Raw genomic sequence first — 18,799 nt, forward strand, 5'->3', positions numbered from 1 at the left:
TTCGGCTTCTTCCCTATGGAATGCATCACGCTCATGCCCAGGTGGGCCGGGTACGGCTTCGTTTGCGCGTGCCTCCTCGCCGCGGGCTGTACAAAGTCGCCGGAAACATATCATGGCTATATCGAAGGGCAGTTTTCCTATCTGTCGGCGCCGTACTCGGGAAACCTGAAGACATTGCACGCGGCACGCGGCGATCGTGTCGAAGCGGGCGCGGTCGTTTTCGAGATCGGTGCTCCTGACTTGGAACAGGCAATCAAGCGTCAGTATCACCAGTGGCAATCGTCGCTGAACGTGCTCGACGATCTGGAGCAGGGAAAGCGTTCATCGGAAATCGATACGGTGAAGGCGCAGCTCGAACAGGCGCGGGCGAGTGCCGCGCTTTCGACGCAACGGCTCGCCCGTGCAGAAGCCGACTACGCGATACAGGCGATCTCGCGCGATCAGCTCGAACGCGAACGTGCGGCGGACCGGGTGGACAACGCACGAGTCAGCGAGCTCGCCAGCCAACTGAGGACGGCGCGCTTGCCGGCGCGCGACGGTCAACGGCATTCGCAGCGACAGAGCGCCGATGCACTGCAGGCCGAATACGAACGGCTGCAGACGCAATTCCGGCAACTGTCGGTGCAGGCCCCCGGCAAGGGTGTCGTCGTCGATACGTTCTTTACGCCGGGCGAGTGGGTCGTCGCCGGCAACCCGGTGGCGAAGATTCTGGTCGATCGCAATACGAAGGTGCGCTTCTTCGTGCCTGAGGCCGCGCTGGCCAATTTACGCGTCGGTCGTGTCGTGAAGATCGCATGCGACGGCTGCGAACGCGGCTATACGGCGACGATCAGCCATATCGCGTCGGACGCCGAATATACGCCGCCCGTCATCTACAGCAACGACGCACGCTCGAAGCTGGTGTTTCTCGTCGAGGCGCGACCCGACACCGTTGCCGCGCGCGGTCTGCATCCCGGTCTGCCGATCGAGGTGACGCCATGAATCATGCGATGCCGCTGATCGACGTGCGCGAGCTGAACAAGCATTTCGGCACACGGCACGTCGTCAAGAACCTGAGCCTGCAGGTCGGTCGCGGCGAGATATTCGGCTTTCTCGGCCCGAACGGCAGCGGCAAGACGACCTCGTTGCGCATGATGTGCGGACTGCTGACGCCGGATTCCGGCAGCGGAACCTGCCTCGGATTCGACATCCGGACGGAATGCCGGGAGATCAAGCGACGAGTCGGCTACATGACGCAGCGTTTTTCGTACTGGGAAGACCTGACGGTGCGGGAGAACCTCGACTTCGTCGCGCGACTGTATGCGATCGACGCGCGAAAGGAACGCGTCGCGCGGATCCTCGCCGAGATGGACCTGGAGTCGCGCTCGAACCAACTGACCGGCTCATTGTCGGGCGGCTGGAAGCAGCGGGTGGCGCTTGCCGCTGCGCTATTGCAGTCGCCCGAACTACTGCTGCTTGACGAACCGACGGCCGGCGTCGACCCGGGCGTGCGCAGGGAGTTCTGGGAGGAACTGCACCGTCTGGCGGCACGCGGTATTTCCGTGCTCGTCAGCACGCACTATATGGACGAGGCGGAGCGTTGCCACAAGCTGGCCTACATCTCGTACGGCACGCTGCTGGCACACGGCGAGGCCGGTGATCTCGTGCGGCGGCACGCGCTCCATACCTGGTCGGTGTCCGGGGGCGATCTCGTCCGGCTGAACGACCGGCTCAAGGGCCGGCCGGGCGTCGAGCAGGTGATTGCGTTCGGTCGTGCACTGCACGTATCGGGACGTGACGAGGCCGTGCTTGGGGCGAGTCTCGCGGCGGTCTGCGGCGATGGTGTCGAGATCCACAGAATCGCGACGAATATCGAGCACGTTTTCCTGCATTTGATGAAGGACGCATCCGGGGAGGCTGGCTGATCGTGATCGGATTCTCGATTTCCCGCTGGTGGAGCATGGTGACGAAGGAATTCCTGCAGATCCGCCGCGATCGCGTGACGCTCGGGATGATCGCCGTGTTGCCGATCGTGCAACTGGCCCTGTTCGGTTTTGCGATCAACAGCGACCCCAGGCATCTTCCGACAATCGTGCTCGCCGACGACACAAGCGAATTTTCGCGATCGCTCGTCGCCGGTATGCGCAACACGGGGTATTTCGATGTCCGGGGCGGCCTGTTTTCCGAACGGGCGGCCCGTGACGCGCTGCAAAAGGGCAGCGTGCAGTTCGTGGTCAGCGTGCCGCACGACTTCTCGCGACGGCTGGTGCGCAACGAGCACCCGGAAATTCTGGTCGAAGCGGATGCGACCGATCCCGCGGCAACGGGAAATGCGATCGCCGCGTTCAACACGATGACACGGACGGTGTTGAACAAGGATTTGACGGGAGCCTTGGCGATAGCCGCGCCACCGCAAGTATTCTCGGCCCGGGTGCACCGGATCTACAATCCGGCCGGCATTACGCAGTACAACATCATCCCCGGATTGATGGGCGTCATCCTGTCGATGACGATGGTCATGATGACGAGCCTCGCCATCACGCGTGAACGTGAACGCGGAACGATCGAGAACATCCTCGCGTCGCCTGCAACCTCGATCGAGGTGATCTGCGGAAAAATCGTGCCGTACATCCTGATCGGCCTCCTGCAATGCACGATCATCCTGCTGGCGGCCCGGTTCGTGTTCGGCGTGCCGTTTGAAGGCAATCCTGTAACGGTCTACTGCCTCGCATCGTTGCTGATCGTCGCTAATCTGATGGTCGGCATCGCCATTTCGTCGGTCGCACGGAACCAGTTGCAGGCGATGCAGATGACGTTCTTCTATTTCCTGCCGAGCGTCCTGCTCTCCTGATTCATGTTTCCGTTTGCCGGCATGCCGGGCTGGGCGCGGTTGCTCGGCAACGGATTGCCGCTGACCTATTTCAACCGGGCCATTCGTGGTGTCCTCCTGAAGGGGAGTGGATGGAACGAAGTATGGCCTGATGCGGCGACAATGGTCGTATTCGCACTGGTTGCAATGACGGTCGGCCTACTCGCGTACCGAACCACGCTCGATTGAACGACGATGGCACAACGAACCTATCCACGCCGCCGCGCCTGCCGCGCGATTGCGGTCCTGCCGATCGCGGTTGCCATCGTCGCGGCGCAGGGGTGCAGTCATCCTGCGTTTGTCCCCCGATCCGCGAGCGAACTGGCATTGCCTGCCACCTTCATGGGAATGAGCGCCGTGTCGACCGATCGCGATGACGCGGGCGTGCACGGCGAACCCGATCCGCGTTGGTGGCGGCGCTTTGGCTCGTCGGCGCTGGATGCACTCGTCGAACAGGCGATGCAGGATAGTCCGTCCATAAGGAGCGCGGAGTCGCGGTTGATCGAGGCCACGAAGTATCTTGCGGGACAACACGGTGCCAGTCGCTATCCGCAGGTCGACCTCGGCGCATCGGCCAAAAGGGAGCAGTTGAATACTGCCGCTGCCGGCTTGCCGATGATTCCCAACCCATCCCCGTTCATGCTGTACAACACGAACGTGAACGTTCGATACGACTTCGACTTCTTCGGCGCGCAGCGCCATCGGATCGCGGCGAAACGGTACGAAGCGGCGCTGAGACAGCATCAGGCAGACGCAGCGCGCTTGACGCTGGCCAGCAATATCATCGCTGCGGTGGTTCGGGAAGGGCGGCTGCGCGACGAAATCGAATTGACCGACGCAGTGTTGCGGAACCGGAAAACTGTTCGGCAGATGCTGCACGAACGGCATGAAATCGGCAGCGTCGCGTATCGGGAAACGATCGATGGCGATTCGGACGCTGATCGAATCGAGGCGGAACTAGCGGTATTGCGCGCGGAACTACTGCAGGTCCGGTTTCAACTCGCGGTCTATGCCGGTGTTCCATCGCCCGAATCGTTGCCGCAGTTTCGCTTGGACGATTTGCAGTTGCCGCAGGACCTGCCGTCGGTGGTTCCGTCGGAGCTCGTGCGGCAACGGCCCGATATTCTCGCAGCGGAGGCGAGCCTGCATATCGCCGGCGAGCTGGCCGGCATTGCCACGGCCAATCTTTATCCGCGGATCGAATTGGGTGCGAGCATCGGGTCGTCGCCGCTGGTGCTCGGTCAGTTGTTCGCCGGCGGCACCACGATCTGGAATATCGGCGCCCAGCTCAGCGCACCGGTTTTTCATGGTGGAGAATTGCGTGCGGCGCGGGATGCGGCGGTTGCCGCTTACGATGCCACGTTCGAGGACTACCGGAAGGTCGTGCTGGGCGCGTTGCAGAGCGTCGCCGATGCGATGACCGAAATCGATCGCGATGCGACCACGCTGCAGGCCCGTGGCGCGGTCGCGCGACGGCAGCAGACCGTTCTGGAGATGACCCGCCGCCAGTTCGAGAACGGCAGTTCGGACCGGCTTCGTGTGCTCCGCGACGAGTATGCATACGACCTGGCGCGGCTCGAGGTGACTCGCGTTCGCGCGGCCAGGATGGCCAGCACGGTTTCGTTCTTTGCCGCCGTCGGTGGCGATGCGTATCGTCCGGATTGACAGTGCGGGGATGGCGCGACGATCGTGGCGGCCTGCGCATTCGTGAAGGCCGGCTACGACGTCCCCTGCGGCGTGCTGCTTGCGGGGTGCCGGCGTCCGTCGTGCGGCGGCTGAGCGATGCGGAGATCGACGTGAAGCCGAACGGCACGCGGATTCATCAGCAACTGGCTGCGGATTGCCTGCAGACGATCAGGCCGATCGTCGATTGAGCTGGGCGGCGCTGCGAACCACCCGCGATTCATCCGGTGTCGCGCTTGAACGCGAGAAATCCTTCCGTCGTCGACACGAAGTCCGAAAACCCGAAGGCGGACAACGCGCGCCGAAGGCGTCCGGAAAGCGGCGTGCCGTAAACGGCCAGAATCGCATGGCCGTCGCGATGCAGCGCGTCGCCGTGATGGTCGTCGACCGCACCCAGTATTCCGGCGCACCAGCTTTCGCGGTCGTCGCCATGACGCAGGAACGTGGTAACGCCGCCCTCAGGGGCTTGCCCAGACTCCGGCCAACGCGTATTCCAGATCTGCCTGACCACGGGGGCGTTCGTGTCGCTCGTCACGACCCACGTATGCCGTGCGTGCGCGGCGATGTCACGAATCCGCTCGCCGCTGTCGGGATCGACGATCAGTGCGATCGTATTCTGTTTCGTCATGGTGGTCCGCGTTGCTGTTGCGAGATCGATCCCCTTTTACGCGTGCTGGTCAATCGGGTCGATACCAGATCGATTGCGTCACGCATTGCCATTGGCTTAAGATCGTCGGGAGATCATCCCACGCCTTCAGCATCAATGAAAAAGAGCATAAGCCTGCGGGTCGCCGTCATCGCTTCGGCCGTTGCCGTGTACAGCATCTACATGCACATCCAGCAGTTGATCAGCGGCTGCATGTGGGTCAGGGGCCATCAGCGCTGCAGTTTCGAAAACAGTATGAATTTTCAGGGCTGGATGGATCTGGACCTGATGATCACCTGTTGCTGGGTCGCCGCGGCGGTGGTCGGGTGGATTTCCGTTGCGCAGGGCACGAAGAAGCCGAGTTAGCGGCGCGACGCGCGTCCTCGTTGAACGGGGACGACATAACCGCTCGATCGGGCCGAATCCGTCAATCGGGGACAACGCGCATTCGCTGCTCGGCCTCGACGGCGCACGCGATGCGTTCGAGCCGGAAATGAACGCGTGAGTCTGCGCCGGCGGACGCAATCATCGCGATCCCCGGCGAGATGGGCGGCAGCGCGCCTGCCGCGCGAGGGGAGGTTCCCGTGCAATTTCCGACAGGATCGGTGGTCGCGCTCAGCTCCGCCGCGGCGACGATGTTCTCGATGGGCATGCTGTTTCTCGGCTACTGGGGATTGCACGAAGCGCTGCCCTGACGGTCCGGCGACTACGTCGTGATCGTGCCCGGGCTGGCGGGTTTCGCGTGCCTCGCCAGCGTGCCGTTTCTCGCGACGTCGCCCATGAAAACGCCCGACGACGAATCGCGAATGTTCGTCGCGCGGCGCGTGTTTCTGTGCGGTGCTGGCGCGGTGTGGTGTGCGATCGTCGCGTCGCTGTTCGTGTGAGAACGGGTGGCGAGACGGTTTCCGGAACAGCGCGGCAAACGCATCCCGAAACGTCTTGCGTGAGGCCGGCCCCCCGGTTTTCACGCCGCCATTGCTGCTTTGCTTTCCCCGATTGCGTGCACTAGATTCGAAGCATTCGTTTGTTTCAGAGCGCGAGGTGGAGCCATGACGCCGTGGGAGATTCAGGGTACCGAAATGATCAGTTGCAATTGCTCATACGGTTGCCCTTGCCAGTTCAATGCGCTGCCGACCAACGGCAACTGCGAAGCGATGGGGGCGATTTCGATCGACAGCGGCCACTACGGCGACGTGGTGCTCGACGGCGTCAGGATCGCGGTGGTGTTCCAGTGGCCGGGTGCCGTTCACGAAGGCAAGGGCAAGTGCCAGCCGATCGTCGACGAGCGCGCCAGTCCGGCGCAGCGTGAAGCCGTGCTGAAGATCATGACCGGTCAGGATACCGATCCTTTCGCGACGATGTTTTCCGTGTATGCGTCGACGCTCGAGCACGCGTTCGATCCGATCTTCACGAAGATCGATTTCGACGTCGATGTCGATGCGCGGCGCGGCCGGATTCACGTGGAAGGTGTGTTCGACGCCGCCGGCGAACCCATCCACAATCCGGTGACGGGGGCCGAGCACCGTGTGCGGATCGACCTGCCGCACGGTTTCGAATACGAGCTGGCCGAGATCGGTTCGGGCACGGGGCGCTCGCAGGGCAACATCGCGCTGAATCTCGACGGAACCTATGCGCAATTCGCGCGGCTGCATCTGAACAACCACGGGCTGATCCGGCATCGCGCCGCGGCATGACGCCGTTCGACACCTGGCTCGCGCGCGAGCGCGCCGTCATGCTGTTCGGCATGGCCGTGCTCGTCGGCCTGTGCTGGTTCTATCTGTGGACGGGCGCGGGAACCGGCATGTCGGCGTGGGAGATGACGACCGTCGCGCTGTTTCCGCATCGGCTGGCGGACGGCATGGGCAGCATGGATCCGTCGCTGCCGACCGTGATCGCGATGTGGTGGGTGATGATGATCGCGATGATGACGCCCGGCGCCGCGCCGCTCGTGATGCTGTACCGGCGCGTGCTGCGGCAGCACGGCAACGGGGCGGCGGGATCGGCGTTCACGTCGGTGGCGCTGCTGGCCGGCTATCTGACGACATGGCTCGCGTTCTCGATCGGCGCGGCGTTGCTTCAGGCGCTGCTGCAGCCGGCCGGGCTGATCTCCGCGATGATGCTGTGGTCGAGGAGCGCGCTCCTTTCCGCCATCGTGCTGGCGCTGGCCGGGCTCTATCAATTCTCGCCGCTGAAACGCGCGTGCCTGCGGCAATGCCGTGCGCCGGCGGCATTCCTGGTCGCGCACTGGCGTCCGGGCGTGGCCGGCAGCTTCCTGCTTGGCGCGCGGCACGGCATGGTTTGCGTGGGCTGCTGCTGGTTGCTGATGGCGCTGCTGTTCGTCGGCGGCGTGATGAATGTCGTGTGGATCGTCGCGTTGTCGCTGTTCGTGTTCGTGGAAAAGGTCCTGCCCGGCGGCGATCGTATCGGCCGTGTGCTGGGTGTCGTGCTGATCGCGTGGGCCGGTGTGACGTTGATCGTGTGATGTACAACATCGGCTGGCAACAGAAACGCGCCGGGCCCGACGGGAGACGCTCGATGAAAACCTGCTTTCACGCTGTCGCCATGTCGTGCGCGATGGCGGTCGTTGCCATGCCGGCGCTCGCGGGTGGCGACATGTCGGGCATGAAGTCGGGCGATACGAATGTGTCGGCGCCGGATGCGAAGCTGACCGATGCCGAAGTCAAGGAAATCGATGCCGGGCGCAGGCTCGTGACGCTGAAGCATGGCGCACTCGACAACCTCGGGATGCCGCCGATGACGATGGCATTCAAGGCCGGCGATGCGGCGATGATCTCGTCGCTGCAGGTGGGCGACAAGGTCCGGGTTCGGGTGGAAAACGTCAACGGCACACTGACGATCGTGAAGCTGGTGAAGCGGCCGTGACGAGGATGCGCCGCGTGCTCGGGTGGACGCCGCCGTTTTTACGGCTCGTGCGTGCTACGTAACGCACGGCTCGTGTTACGTCAGCGTTATCGGAATGTCAGGGCGGGTCGAGCCGCAGCACGCGGTCCGCATGCGATACGTCGTGCCGCGCAGTGCGGTCTGCACGGCCATCGCAAGGCGATTGTGAAACTGTGAAGGAGGCCGATGGAGATGGCACGGTAGATGCTTGATGAAATGTTCGCGCTGAATAGCGGACGGGGACTTCCATGCAGAATCATTTCATCAAGGCGAACGTTGCGCTCTCCGCCATTGTCACGGCGTGTACGCTCGCGGCGTGCGGCGGGGGCGACATTACGGCGCCGCCGCTTGCTGACAATCACATCGGGACGAGCACGAGTGGGACGAGTGGTAGTAGTGGCTCAAGCGGCAGCAGCGGCACAAGCAGCAGCGGCACAAGCAGCAGCGGCACAAGCAGCAGCGGCACAAGCAGCAGCGGCACAAGCAGCAGTGGCACAAGCAGCAGCGGCACGAGCAGCAGTGGCACGAGCAGCAGTGGCACGAGCAGCAGCGGCTCGAGCAGCGGCAACACCAGCGGCTGGGGTACGAGCGGCGCGCCGGGTACGAACGGCATCGTCAGCTCCGTCGGCGCGATCGTGATGGACGCGGGCGCCACGCTCGGCAGCATGAGCCTGCCCGGCGTCAGCAAGGGCGTCACCGTCGGGCCGGCCGATACGGTGACCGGCGTCGGCACGATCATCGGCGATACGTCGGACGTCGTGAGCGGCGGTCTCGGCCAGATCGGCATCGTACCGAACCCGATCGGCACGACGGTCGGCGGCCTCGGTACGGTCGTAGCCGCGACCGGCAACCCGGTCAGCGGCATCAGCGAAACCGTCAAGGCGCTCGGGTCCGGCCCGCTGTCGCCGCTGGCGCCGATCACGACGCCGGTCGGCGGGCTGCTCGACACGGTGGCGAGCGGTTTGCGCACGGGCGGCGCTACGCTCGGCGCGTCGCTGTCGTCGACCCCGGTCCAGCAGGCGACACAGGCGATCAGCACCGCGATCACGCCGCTCGTGACGACGGCGGGCCAGCTCACGCAGCAGGTCGGCACTGCCACCGGCCTCGGGCAGCCGGTCGCGGGCCTGCTCGGACAGGTCGGCGGGGCGATCACGTCGGCCGGATGGAAGGTGACCGCCGCGTCGCCGCAGCCGATCGTCGGTGGCTTCGGCTCCCTCGTCCGTGCGGTCGGCGACACGGTGACCAATGCGGGCGGCCTCGTGAACCCGGCCGGTGCGAACGGCGCGGTGCCGATCTCCGGGTTGGTGACGAGCGTGGTCGGCGGCATCCCGGCCACCGTGCGTGACGGCTCCGCGGCCGGTACGAGCGGCGGCAGCACGCCGCTGGGCGGCCTCGCCAATCCGCTCGCGCCGGTGACGTCGCTGGTGGGCGGCCTGCTCGGCGGCGTGACCGGCGGTGCGGCGGGCAAGTAGCCGGCGCGCATCGATCGTCGACGGAAAGGCGGCCGTCCGCCAGCCGCCGGGCGGCCGCTTGCCGCCCGTCCCGACCTTCCGGGTGAGAACCCGCGCGACTGTGTCAGCCGGCGTTGTCTTCGACGATCGCGGGCGGTTCGAACGCCGTGACGGGCGGCGGGTCCGCATAAACCTCGACTTCCACCAGCGCTGTTTGCGCGACGGAGCCTTGAGTCAATTGCGAGGTGCCTTTGTCCAGCGTGACGACATTGGGGTTGCCGTGTTTTTCGAGCGTTCCGGGGGTGCCGCCGCGCAGCGGGTCGTACCACGCGCCGGTCGCGATCTGTACGACGCCCGGTACCAGGAAGTCGGCGAGGGCGACGCCTGCGAGGAACGCGCCGCGATCGTTGAACACGCGTACCACCTGTCCGTCCCGAATGCCGCGGGCGGTTGCATCGTCCGGATGCATGTAAAGCGGTTCACGTTCCGCGATCTTGCTCGTTCGGCTGGCCGAAGCGGGGTCGAGCTGGCTGTGCAGTCGGGTCGCCGGCTGGTTCGACAGCAGATGCAGCGGATGGCTGACCGCGCCGGCGGCGCCCAGCCACTCCTGCGGCTCGAGCCACGCCGGATGCCCGGGACAATCGTCGTAGCCGAACTGTTCGATCACGCGCGAATGAATTTCGATTTTCCCGGACGCGGTCGCCAACGCATGCGCAACCGGGTCGCGCCGGAAGGCGCTCAACAGCACGGTGCCTGAGTCCGGTTGCGGAAACCGGTACTGTCCGTCCGCCCAGAACGTGGAAAAGTCGGGCAAGGTGAAGCCGTTCTTCTGCGCGGTATTTCTGGCGACGTCGTACATATGATGCAGCCACGCCGATTCGTCGCGCCCTTCGTCATAGGCCGGCCGGAATCCGAGTGCATCGGCCACGTCGGCGAAGATGTCGAAGTCGTTCCGCGCGAGGCCCACGGGCTCGATCACCTGCCGCATGGCCATCCAGTACGGAGAATTCTCGTGCGCGAGGATGTCGTTGCGCTCCATCGTGGTCGTCGCGGGGAGCACGATGTCCGCGTGCCTTGCCGCCGGATTCCACCAGGGCTCGTGAACGATCACGGTCTCGGGTCGCTGCCATGCGCGCAGGAAGCGGTTCAGGTTCGAGTTGTGATGAAACGGATTGCCGCCGACGGAATACACCAGCCGGATGTCCGGAAACGTGATCGTTTCGCCGAAGCAGCGAATCTGCTCGCCGGGGTGCAGCAGCATGTCGGCGACACGCCCGACCGGAACGTAGGTTTTGACCGGATTGGGGCCGAGCGGAAGCGTCGGCCTTGGCATGCCGTCGACGCGCGGCGCCAGGATGCCGTTGATCGCGCCGAAGCCGAGGCTGAAGCCGCCGCCGGGCAGGCCGATCTGGCCCAGCATCGCGGCCAGCGTGATCAGCATCCACACGGGCTGCTCGCCGTGGTCGGCCCGCTGTATCGACCAGCTCAGGTTAATGAGCGTCCGGTTCGCCGCCATCGATCGCGCGAGTTCGCGGATGCGTGCTGGCGGGATGCCGGTGATGTTCGCCGCCCATTCGGGGGTATGCGGCGTGCTGCCGTGGCGTCCCAGCAGATACGCTTCGAAGCGGTCGAACCCTTCGCAGTAGCGCGACAGAAAGCGGACGTCGTGCAGTCCTTCGTCGACGAGCGCGTGCGCGATCGCCAGCATCAGCGCGGTATCGGTATGCGGCCTGATCGGAATCCATTCCGCGCGCGGCCCGGCCGGAACGTCGGCGCGCGACGGGCTGATCACGATGAACGGCGGACCCTGATCGCCGGCTTTCGCGTACCAGTCGACGCTGTCGTGAATGACGGCGCCGCCCGGGTCGAGCTGCGTGTTTTTCATCGCAGCGCCGCCGAACATGACCAGCAGCCCCGTCGATTCGATCACCTCCGGCCAGGACGGCACGAGGTTCGTGATATCGGTGCGCCCGAGGATATACGGCATCACGCCGAGTGCCGCGCCGAAGCTGTGGTTGCCGCGCTTGTCCACGTAGCCGCCGTGCAAGCCGAGCAGTCGCTTGAGCACGCTGGGCCCGTGATGGAACCGCCCGGCGCTGGCCCAGCCGTAGGAGCCGCCGTAGATCGCTTCGTTGCCGTGTTCGGCCTTGACGCGCGCAAGCTCGTCGGCGACCAGGCGCAATGCGTCGTCCCAGCTCACCGGCACGAAGGCGTCGCCGCCGCGGCCCTCGGCGTTGCGCGAGCGCAGATAGCCCGCGCGCACGTAAGGGCGATCGATGCGTAGCCGTCCGCGCACGATTTCGGGTAGTCCGCCGACGAACGCCGCAGGGTAGCGGTCGGCACCGAAAGGTGCCGTGCCCGTGATGGCGCCGTGGTCGTCGGTGAGAACGTTGTACACGCCCCAGTGCGAAGCGGTTTGGGTGGATCGAGTCGCCATGGTCGTCTTGACTGCCCGAGTGTGACTGCGGTTGGGAGGATGGCCGATGGTCCGTATCGCGGCAGCGATGCTTGCGGGTACGTTCGCTTCTGCGGTCGGTGATATCCTCGGCCGAAGGCCCTGAAACCGGCGGGATACCGGCGGAATGCCGGCAGGAATTCGCCGGAATCTGCAGCCGTGCGCCGGGCCGGTATCAATGTACCGCCGTGTTTTTCCCGATACCGCATGAAAACAGTCAGTTTTCGAATCGAATGCGACAGATGAAATCCGCGATTGCCCGGGCGCACGAGCGGCTGCGCGCGTTGGCCGACGACACCCAGCTTGTCTCGATCGTGCGCGAAGGCAAGACTGCGGAAGCGCCGTACCACGTGCACAGCTGCGGCCAGCTGATTTATCCGGAGCGCGGTGCCGCATTGCTGGAAACGGCGCACCACCTGGTTCGGCTCGGGCCTGGGCAGGCCGCGTGGATTCCGCCCGACGTGCCCCATTCGGTTCTGATGGACAGGCCGTATCGCTACCACAGCGTCTACATTGGCGCGTGCTTGCATGCCGATCCGATCTTCTCCGTTTCACACGTGAGCCCGCTGCTGAAGGCGCTGATCCTGGATGCGGCGTGCTGGGACGATGCCGATGCGTCGTCGGACGCGCGTTTCTGGAAAACACGTCTGATCGTGGACGAAATCCGTCGGGCGCCGCGCGTCGCGGCCGGCATGCCGATTCCCGACGATGCGCGCATCGCCGCCATCTGCCGCGCGCTGGAAATCGATCCGTCGGACGTGCGCATGCTGAGCGACTGGACGCGCGAGGTCGGCGCCAGCGAAAAGACGCTGCAGCGGGCCTTCGTCAAGTCGACCGGGCTGTCGTTTCAGCAATGGCGAACCCACGCGCGCATGACGAAGGCGCTTGAAATGCATCGATCCGGATTCCGGCTGATCGATGTCGCGGTTGCCGTAGGCTATTCCAGCGAAGGCGCTTATGCCCATGCGTTTCGGCAGTTCTACGGTTATTCGCCGGGGCGGATGAAGCAGCGTCCGGCGCGGGGGCCCTCCGGGTGATCGCAGGTCGGCCCGCGCTCGCTCACCTCCGCACGACGTCGATTCTTGCCGCCGGCCGCGCGATCCCGCGCGCCGGCAGCGGCGTTGACATCACGATCGACGTGCGCGTTTCGCCGTACAGGTTGATGCGTTCGATCAGTTGTTCGAGATGGGCCATGCTGACGGCGACGAACCGCATCACATACGAATCCGCGCCCGTCACGTGATGGCATTCGACGACTTCGGGAATCATCTCCAGCAGCTTGAGAAACTTCGCTTTCGCCGGTTGCGGCACCGTGATGCCGATCAGCGCGCTCACCGGATAGCCGGCCGCGGACGGATTGATCCGGGCGGTGTAGCCTTCGACCACGCCGGCTGCTTCAAGACGCTTCACGCGCTCCGTCACCGCCGGCACCGACAGGTGAGCCTGGCGCGCGAGCTCCGTATAGCTGATGCGTCCGTTGTCCTGCAACAGCGCCAGTATCTTCCAGTCCAGATCGTCCATCGCAGCGGGAGTTTTTAAGGTAGAGCCGCCATTTTTCCTTAAAAACCGCATTCAGCGGGGAGCGGACTTTCCCTACGATGCCTGTTCGATCCACTGGATGTTGGAAGGAGCAGGCGATGCTGTTCATCAAATCCGTCGTGATGGGGCTGTCGATCGCGGTGCCGGTCGGCCCGATCGGCATGCTGTGCATTCAGCGCAGCCTGAGCCGCGGCTTCCAGGCGGGATTCGCGACGGGCATCGGCGCCGCGTGCGCCGATGCGATTTACGGCCTGCTCGGCGCGCTGGGCGTCGCGGGCATCGTCACCGCGTTCCCGATGCTGACAGTCGGCCTGAAGATCGGCGGCGGCGCGTTTCTCGTGTGGCTCGCGTGGACCATCGCGCGCCAGGCGCCGGCCGCCCCGGCGGGGCAACGCGAGTTGCCGCGTACGACTGTCCTGCGCGATTTCCTGACGACGTTCGGTCTCACGCTGTCGAACCCGATGACGATCGTGTCGTTCGTCGGGATCTTCGCGGCGCTCGGCCCGCTGCCGGGTGCGCAGGCAGGCGCGATGTGGACGACCGTGGCGTGGATGGTCGCCGGCGTGTTCGTCGGCTCGGCCACGTGGTGGCTGTGCCTGAGCAGCGCGACCGCCGCGCTGCGCGCGAGGATGTCGTTCGCGTTCATGCACGGGCTGTCGCGCGTGTCGGCGGCCGTCGTCGCGGTATTCGGCGCGATCCAGCTGGTCGCGGGCGTGCGCGGGCTGATCTAGGCGCGCGGGGCCGCGCGGGTCGACCGGATCGCGTCGACCGTCGTCCGGATATGGGCGAGCAGCTCGAGCATCACCGTTTTCCGACAGTACTGGTTGATTCGCATGCTGACGACGATATCGGACGGCAACGCATCGATCACATGCTGGACCGACAGCAGATCGTCGACGAGCCGTGTCAGCGCAGCGGGATCCCACGTGTCGAGCGCAACGGCGATTTCGTCCGGCCAGAAGCCGAACGCGTCGATGCCGCAGCATCCTGCGACGCAGTGGATTTCCAGCGCGTCGATCAACGGCATGACGGCCGCCAGATGCGGGTCGATCTCAATCGCATTGCGGAGATCGCCTGTCAGGTCACCGCATTCGATCCAGCGATCCGGGCCGATGCCGATGTCGTTCTTGTGTGCGTTTCCGTTCATCTTCGGCTCAATTCGATGCGTGCAAATGCAGGTGCGCGTGCACGAAGCGCGCGATTTCGTGGCTCAGCTCGATATCCTCCGGCGCGCCCATGAACCCGCCATGCGGCATCCCCTCGAACACGTGCAGCTCGGTCGGCACCTGCGCGCGCCGCAACGCGCGATGCAGGCGCACGGCGTTCGACAGGAACAGGTCGCGCGTGCCGCTCTGGATGAAGGTCGGCGGGAAGCCGGCGGCGAAATCGCCGAACAGCGGCGACAGGTACGGATGCGCGAGATCGGCGCCGTTCGCGTAGAGCAGGTTGTTCGCCATCAGCGGCCCCGGCAACACGACATCGACGAGCCGGTTGGTCTCGAAACTGTCGCCGGATTCGGTCAGGTCGGCTTCCGGCGACAGCAGCACGAGCGCGGCCGGCGGCGGCAGGCCTTCGTCGCGGGCGCGCAGCACCATCGCGGCAGCGAGATTGCCGCCGGCCGAACGGCCGCCGATGACGACGTTTTCCGGTGCGTAACGTTCCAGCACGTACGCATAGGTCGCGATGCAGTCGTCGAGCGCGGCCGGATACGGGTGTTCCGGCGGCATCCGGTAGTCGACGCCGTAGCAGCGGATGCCGAGCCGGTCGGCCTGCATCTGCGCGCCGGCGCGGCACGCGGCGCCGCCGCCGACGACCAGCGCGCCGCCATGCAGGTCGATGGTCGCGTAGGCGCTGGAGGCCGCCGCTTCGGGTGTCGCGACGTGCACGTCCGCATCGCCGACGCGGATCGTCTCGACGCTCGAACGCAAATAGCCGGCGAGCTGCTCGACCGCGGCCGCGTAATGCGCGTCGGCGCTGGCCTTCACGCGCATCCACGCGTCGACATCGTCCCGGGCCGGCATCACGTGCAACGCATTCAGCGGCACGCCGTCGTCGCCGGTCAGGCGTTGCAGCGCCGCGCGCGCTTCGTCGCTGATCGAGGTCGGGAAGGGCACGACACGGCTCGGCAGCACGACGCCGTCTGGTTTGTCTTTCATCGCTTGGGTTCCGTTCGGTGCGTCATGCGGCCGAAGGCCAGTGGCGCAGCATCACGTCGAGCGCATCGAGGCTGCGCGACCACGACGCGTCGGCATCCGGCGGGCTGTGCGAGAAGCCGCCGGCGCTTTCGAGCGTCACGTAGCCCATGAAGAAGCCGCCGAGCAGGCGGATCGCATGCGCCTGTTCGGTATCCGGCAGGTCGTAGCCGCGCAGCACTGCCGACGTCATCCTGACGAGCTGCCCGCCCGCGCTCGCGGCGGCGCGCTCGGCGCTCACCGGATGGCGCGCGGCCGCGAAGCGACCCGGATGCGCACGCGCGTAGTCGCGATAGACGTTCGCGAGCGCGGCCAGCGCGTCCTTGCCGGTGCGGCCGGCCAGCGCGTCGGTGGCGCGATCGGCCAGCTCCTGCAGCGCGAACAGCGCGATGCGGCTCTTGAGATCGTCGAAGCTCGGGATATGGGAATACAGGCTCGCCAGCTTGACGTCGAAATGCCGCGCGAGCGCCGCGCCGGTGAGTTGCTCGAAGCCGCTTTCATCGGCGAGCTGCGCGCCGGCTTCGACGAGCTTGTCCACGGTAATGCCGGCACGCGCCATGACGAATACTATGCAGGTTAGTCAAAAAACTAATTCTATTAGTTTTTGCTGCGATGTCAATTTTCCGCGCGTGCCGGTGTGGCGCGTTGCGCCGATGTGCCGGGCCGTCAGAACGTATAGCTGACCTTGCCGAACGCGGTGCGCCCGAGCGTGTTGTAGCCGTACGCGGTCATGTACTGCCGGTCGAACAGGTTCGACAGCGACGCCGACACCGTCAGGTGCGAATTGATCCGGTACGACGCGCGCAGGCTTACCGTCAGGTACGACGCCAGATACTGCCGGTTGGCCGGATCGTCGAAGGTCGAGCCGCCGTACAGCAGCGACGCGCCCGTGCTCAGCGCATGCAGCTTCAGTTCGTCCCACGTGTGGTCGACGTTCAGGCTGACCGTCTGGCGCGGCCGGCGGCTGAGCCAGGTCTGGTTGGTCTCGTCCTGCGGATTCAGGATGCCGACCGCGACGCTCACCGGCGTCGAGCGGCCGATCGTCCCCTTGTACGACAGGTCGATGCCGCGAATGTGCGAACGGCCGATGTTCATCGGCGAGAACGTCGCCGGGTTGTACGCGATCAGGTTGTTGACGCGCGTGTCGTAGATCGCCGCGGTGAACGTGCCGTACGCGGTGTTCGCGTCGAGCGCGGCCTCGACCGACGTGCTGCGTTCCGGGCTGAGGGTCGGGTTGCCGTAGCCGGGGTAGTACAGGTCGTTGAACGTCGGCAGGCGGAACGCATTGCCGTACGACACGCGCGCCGTGTAGACCGGCGTGATCGCCCACGACAGCGCGGCGTTGCCGATGTTCACCGCTTGCCCGGCGATGATCTCGTGACGGCCGGCGACGAACATCGTCACGCTGCCGAGCGTCGCCGACTGGTGCAGCGAGAACGCGGAATCGTTGCGCGTTGGTACGCCGCCGGGAATATCGACCGGCAGGAACGCCTGTTCGCGCGTGAAGTCGTAGGCGAGCTTCGATTCGCCCGACAGCGGCAGGCCGAACAGGTGGAATCCGTGCTCCTGATGGGTCAGCGACGTCGACGTGCTGATCCGCTGCGAATTGATCTGGTCCGTCGCGAGGGCCGGGTTGTCCGCATGGATGAACTGGCGGTCGTTCGCATAGCCGAACGACTGGTCGAACTGCGTATCGGGCGTGATGTCGAGATGGAACGCGACGCCGGTCGTCAGTTGATGATCGAGTTCGCGATTGGCGTAGCCGCTGTTGTCGTAGGACAGATCGGAGCGGTGGTACAGCGCGAACGTCGAGATCGACCAGTTGTCGCGCGCATAGCCGAGCCGCGCATCGAGATCCTGCGCGTGATACGGATTGCGGCCGTCTTCGTGGCCGTAGAAGAACGGCCGCGTCGCATCGATGCCGGCCGTGTTGTAGTCGTGCAGCCCGAGCGAATAGGTGAGCCCGCCGAGCGCGGCCAGCGGCCCCGTCGACGGCACCGTGCCCGACGTGCGGAACTGCGTGTCGAACGTCTTGTTCGAGCCGCCGCCGAACGACACGGTGGTCTGGTTCGGCTGGTTGGCGGCGCGGCGCGTGATGAGCTGCACGACGCCGCCCATCGCGTTGTTGCCGAACGACGCGGCGGCCGGGCCGGAGATCACTTCGACGCGCTCGAACGCTTCGGTCGGCAGGTCGGCCCACGGCGCGATGCCGGTGGTCGGCGAGCCGATCCGGATGCCGTCGATGAACACGGCGACCTGGCTCGCCGACGAGCCGCGGATGCTGACCGACGCGGACGAACCCGGCCCGCCGTTCTGCGCGACGGTCACGCCCGGCAGCGTGGCGAGCGCCTGCGTGATGCTCGGGTCGGTCGGCGACAGCCGGTCGAGATCCTCGCGCGTGAGCACCTGCGTCGACGCATAGCGCCGGTCGAACGATTCGGGCAGGTGCCGCGTGTCGGTCACGCTGATCGTCGGCAGGTCCGCGCCTTGTACCGGCCCGGCGGGTTGTACAGGCGCCGTGTCGCCGGCCGCATGGGCGAGCGGGGAAAACAGCGCGGTGGCGGCGGACGTGGCAAGCAGGTGACGAATGTTCATGAAGCGGCGGGACAAAGCGTGTGGCGCGTACGACGATCGTGAGCGGAGTGTGGACAGGGGACACATGCCGACGGCGTGTCGGTGCGGCGCTTCCGGCCGGGAAGCGGATTCTGGAACGAAGGACATCTGACGGATCCTGAGGTCGGGTCGTCCATGCAACGGGCGGCCGCCAGGGGCGGTGCCTCGCGCATCGGGACACCCCGCCCGGTGCGGCTGCTGGACCTCGGGTCGATGGCAGGTCTCCTGGCTCGCGGGTCGTCGTCCGTGCCGGCCTTCCCGGTTTCCCAGTGGCATGCAGTGGCACGGATTCGCCGCTCACAGTTGCGGGGGCAGCCGCAGATTCGGGGCGTTGCCCCTGCTGCGTTCCCTTTTGATCCCATCCCTGGGAACCATCAGCGCGCAAGGGTAATGGCGGGCGCTCGGGCGCGTCAATCGTCCGGTCGCGCGCGGATGCGAAAAAACGTCATTGGTCGGCGTCGGCTTTCCAAA

18 protein-coding genes, 3 pseudogenes and 1 riboswitch are annotated in these 18,799 nt (G+C 65.6%); of the genes and pseudogenes, 13 read left to right on the plus strand and 8 right to left on the minus strand.

Annotation, left to right across the window (positions count from 1 at the left end; all coding sequences use genetic code 11):
* The first annotated feature begins 33 nt into the window (after nt 1-33).
* The 5 genes and pseudogenes from HWX03_RS20050 to HWX03_RS37350 form a co-directional block, all read left to right on the plus strand.
* The gene (locus HWX03_RS20050; protein ID WP_175872401.1) at nt 34-981 is read left to right on the plus strand and encodes an HlyD family efflux transporter periplasmic adaptor subunit; all 948 of its coding nucleotides are present in this window, start codon (nt 34-36) and stop codon (nt 979-981) included.
* Between the two features lie 8 nt (nt 982-989).
* The gene (locus HWX03_RS20055) at nt 990-1,904 is read left to right on the plus strand and encodes an ABC transporter ATP-binding protein (protein WP_244132696.1); all 915 of its coding nucleotides are present in this window, start codon (nt 990-992) and stop codon (nt 1,902-1,904) included.
* A 35-nt stretch (nt 1,905-1,939) separates the two neighbouring features.
* Nucleotides 1,940-3,037 (plus strand): annotated as a pseudogene (locus HWX03_RS20060) (ABC transporter permease).
* Between the two features lie 6 nt (nt 3,038-3,043).
* A complete protein-coding gene (locus tag HWX03_RS20065; RefSeq protein WP_175872403.1) occupies nt 3,044-4,513 on the plus strand; it encodes an efflux transporter outer membrane subunit in 1,470 nt (489 codons plus the stop codon).
* An 18-nt stretch (nt 4,514-4,531) separates the two neighbouring features.
* Nucleotides 4,532-4,722: pseudogene (locus HWX03_RS37350) on the plus strand (phenylacetic acid degradation protein PaaY); the annotation flags it as partial.
* Nucleotides 4,723-4,751: 29 nt separating this feature from the next.
* Here HWX03_RS37350 and HWX03_RS20075 read toward each other — a convergent pair.
* On the minus strand, nt 4,752-5,159 hold the full coding sequence (locus HWX03_RS20075; protein WP_175872404.1) for a hypothetical protein: 408 nt from the start codon (nt 5,157-5,159) through the stop codon (nt 4,752-4,754).
* 135 nt (nt 5,160-5,294) lie between these two features.
* On the opposite strand from HWX03_RS20075, the gene HWX03_RS20080 reads away from it, so the two are divergent.
* Entirely contained in the window at nt 5,295-5,543 is a 249-nt protein-coding gene (locus HWX03_RS20080) for a hypothetical protein (RefSeq protein WP_174430839.1), read from the plus strand.
* A 61-nt stretch (nt 5,544-5,604) separates the two neighbouring features.
* Here the strand turns inward: HWX03_RS20080 and HWX03_RS20085 are convergent, their stop codons facing one another.
* Nucleotides 5,605-5,829 (minus strand): hypothetical protein, encoded by a 225-nt coding sequence (locus tag HWX03_RS20085; protein ID WP_174430787.1) that lies wholly within the window; start codon nt 5,827-5,829, stop codon nt 5,605-5,607.
* Here HWX03_RS20085 and HWX03_RS20090 point away from each other — a divergent pair.
* The 5 genes and pseudogenes from HWX03_RS20090 to HWX03_RS20110 all read left to right on the plus strand — a co-directional run bounded on the left by HWX03_RS20090 (nt 5,762) and on the right by HWX03_RS20110 (nt 9,550).
* Nucleotides 5,762-6,061: pseudogene (locus tag HWX03_RS20090) on the plus strand (hypothetical protein). The gene HWX03_RS20085 and the pseudogene HWX03_RS20090 overlap by 68 nt on opposite strands.
* Before the next feature lie 165 nt (nt 6,062-6,226).
* Nucleotides 6,227-6,871, plus strand: a complete 645-nt coding sequence (locus HWX03_RS20095; RefSeq protein WP_174430837.1) for a DUF1326 domain-containing protein — start codon at nt 6,227-6,229, stop codon at nt 6,869-6,871.
* The gene (locus HWX03_RS20100; protein WP_175823884.1) at nt 6,868-7,659 is read left to right on the plus strand and encodes a DUF2182 domain-containing protein; all 792 of its coding nucleotides are present in this window, start codon (nt 6,868-6,870) and stop codon (nt 7,657-7,659) included. Before HWX03_RS20095 ends, HWX03_RS20100 begins: the two co-directional genes overlap by 4 nt.
* Nucleotides 7,660-7,712: 53 nt before the next feature.
* On the plus strand, nt 7,713-8,060 hold the full coding sequence (locus HWX03_RS20105) for a copper-binding protein (RefSeq protein WP_175872405.1): 348 nt from the start codon (nt 7,713-7,715) through the stop codon (nt 8,058-8,060).
* 266 nt (nt 8,061-8,326) lie between these two features.
* Nucleotides 8,327-9,550 (plus strand): collagen-like triple helix repeat-containing protein, encoded by a 1,224-nt coding sequence (locus HWX03_RS20110; protein WP_175872406.1) that lies wholly within the window; start codon nt 8,327-8,329, stop codon nt 9,548-9,550.
* 103 nt (nt 9,551-9,653) lie between these two features.
* Here HWX03_RS20110 and HWX03_RS20115 read toward each other — a convergent pair whose 3' ends face one another.
* Nucleotides 9,654-12,380 (minus strand): molybdopterin-dependent oxidoreductase, encoded by a 2,727-nt coding sequence (locus tag HWX03_RS20115; RefSeq protein ID WP_244132698.1) that lies wholly within the window; start codon nt 12,378-12,380, stop codon nt 9,654-9,656.
* Here HWX03_RS20115 and HWX03_RS20120 point away from each other — a divergent pair.
* Complete coding sequence (locus HWX03_RS20120; protein WP_244132700.1) at nt 12,380-13,021, plus strand: AraC family transcriptional regulator; 642 nt, start codon at nt 12,380-12,382, stop codon at nt 13,019-13,021. The two genes, HWX03_RS20115 and HWX03_RS20120, sit on opposite strands and share 1 nt — an antisense overlap.
* A gap of 22 nt (nt 13,022-13,043) precedes the next feature.
* On the opposite strand, the gene HWX03_RS20125 is transcribed toward HWX03_RS20120, so the two are convergent.
* Entirely contained in the window at nt 13,044-13,505 is a 462-nt protein-coding gene (locus HWX03_RS20125) for an Lrp/AsnC family transcriptional regulator (protein WP_175872408.1), read from the minus strand.
* Nucleotides 13,506-13,621: 116 nt separating this feature from the next.
* On the opposite strand from HWX03_RS20125, the gene HWX03_RS20130 reads away from it, so the two are divergent.
* Nucleotides 13,622-14,254, plus strand: coding sequence for a LysE family transporter (locus HWX03_RS20130; protein ID WP_175872409.1), 633 nt, complete (start codon nt 13,622-13,624; stop codon nt 14,252-14,254).
* Here HWX03_RS20130 and HWX03_RS20135 read toward each other — a convergent pair.
* The 4 genes from HWX03_RS20135 to HWX03_RS20150 form a co-directional block, all read right to left on the minus strand.
* Nucleotides 14,251-14,670, minus strand: coding sequence for a DUF6331 family protein (locus tag HWX03_RS20135; RefSeq protein WP_175872410.1), 420 nt, complete (start codon nt 14,668-14,670; stop codon nt 14,251-14,253). The genes HWX03_RS20130 and HWX03_RS20135 overlap by 4 nt on opposite strands.
* A gap of 7 nt (nt 14,671-14,677) precedes the next feature.
* A complete protein-coding gene (locus HWX03_RS20140) occupies nt 14,678-15,679 on the minus strand; it encodes an alpha/beta hydrolase (protein WP_175872411.1) in 1,002 nt (333 codons plus the stop codon).
* 22 nt (nt 15,680-15,701) lie between these two features.
* The gene (locus HWX03_RS20145; protein ID WP_244132701.1) at nt 15,702-16,253 is read right to left on the minus strand and encodes a TetR-like C-terminal domain-containing protein; all 552 of its coding nucleotides are present in this window, start codon (nt 16,251-16,253) and stop codon (nt 15,702-15,704) included.
* Between the two features lie 128 nt (nt 16,254-16,381).
* Nucleotides 16,382-18,310 (minus strand): TonB-dependent receptor, encoded by a 1,929-nt coding sequence (locus tag HWX03_RS20150; RefSeq protein WP_175872413.1) that lies wholly within the window; start codon nt 18,308-18,310, stop codon nt 16,382-16,384.
* A 215-nt stretch (nt 18,311-18,525) separates the two neighbouring features.
* Nucleotides 18,526-18,719, minus strand: a riboswitch (cobalamin riboswitch).
* Between the last annotated feature and the right edge of the window lie 80 nt (nt 18,720-18,799).

Origin of the sequence: Burkholderia sp. BCC0397, assembly GCF_902832865.1 — a bacterium.
Taxonomy (GTDB): Bacteria; Pseudomonadota; Gammaproteobacteria; order Burkholderiales; family Burkholderiaceae; genus Burkholderia.

Bases quoted from the DNA above. Each gene is read 5' to 3' on its own strand.
- HWX03_RS20100 (WP_175823884.1), top strand. From the start codon at position 6,868: ATGACGCCGTTCGACACCTGGCTCGCGCGCGAGCGCGCCGTCATGCTG.
- HWX03_RS20140 (WP_175872411.1), bottom strand. From the start codon at position 15,679: ATGAAAGACAAACCAGACGGCGTCGTGCTGCCGAGCCGTGTCGTGCCC.
- HWX03_RS20075 (WP_175872404.1), bottom strand. From the start codon at position 5,159: ATGACGAAACAGAATACGATCGCACTGATCGTCGATCCCGACAGCGGC.
- HWX03_RS20150 (WP_175872413.1), bottom strand. From the start codon at position 18,310: ATGAACATTCGTCACCTGCTTGCCACGTCCGCCGCCACCGCGCTGTTT.
- HWX03_RS20055 (WP_244132696.1), top strand. From the start codon at position 990: ATGCCGCTGATCGACGTGCGCGAGCTGAACAAGCATTTCGGCACACGG.
- HWX03_RS20080 (WP_174430839.1), top strand. From the start codon at position 5,295: ATGAAAAAGAGCATAAGCCTGCGGGTCGCCGTCATCGCTTCGGCCGTT.
- HWX03_RS20050 (WP_175872401.1), top strand. From the start codon at position 34: ATGCCCAGGTGGGCCGGGTACGGCTTCGTTTGCGCGTGCCTCCTCGCC.
- HWX03_RS20105 (WP_175872405.1), top strand. From the start codon at position 7,713: ATGAAAACCTGCTTTCACGCTGTCGCCATGTCGTGCGCGATGGCGGTC.
- HWX03_RS20110 (WP_175872406.1), top strand. From the start codon at position 8,327: ATGCAGAATCATTTCATCAAGGCGAACGTTGCGCTCTCCGCCATTGTC.
- HWX03_RS20125 (WP_175872408.1), bottom strand. From the start codon at position 13,505: ATGGACGATCTGGACTGGAAGATACTGGCGCTGTTGCAGGACAACGGA.
- HWX03_RS20085 (WP_174430787.1), bottom strand. From the start codon at position 5,829: ATGCCCATCGAGAACATCGTCGCCGCGGCGGAGCTGAGCGCGACCACC.
- HWX03_RS20095 (WP_174430837.1), top strand. From the start codon at position 6,227: ATGACGCCGTGGGAGATTCAGGGTACCGAAATGATCAGTTGCAATTGC.
- HWX03_RS20135 (WP_175872410.1), bottom strand. From the start codon at position 14,670: ATGAACGGAAACGCACACAAGAACGACATCGGCATCGGCCCGGATCGC.
- HWX03_RS20130 (WP_175872409.1), top strand. From the start codon at position 13,622: ATGCTGTTCATCAAATCCGTCGTGATGGGGCTGTCGATCGCGGTGCCG.
- HWX03_RS20065 (WP_175872403.1), top strand. From the start codon at position 3,044: ATGGCACAACGAACCTATCCACGCCGCCGCGCCTGCCGCGCGATTGCG.
- HWX03_RS20115 (WP_244132698.1), bottom strand. From the start codon at position 12,380: ATGCGGCACCGCGCTCCGGATAAATCAGCTGGCCGCAGCTGTGCACGT.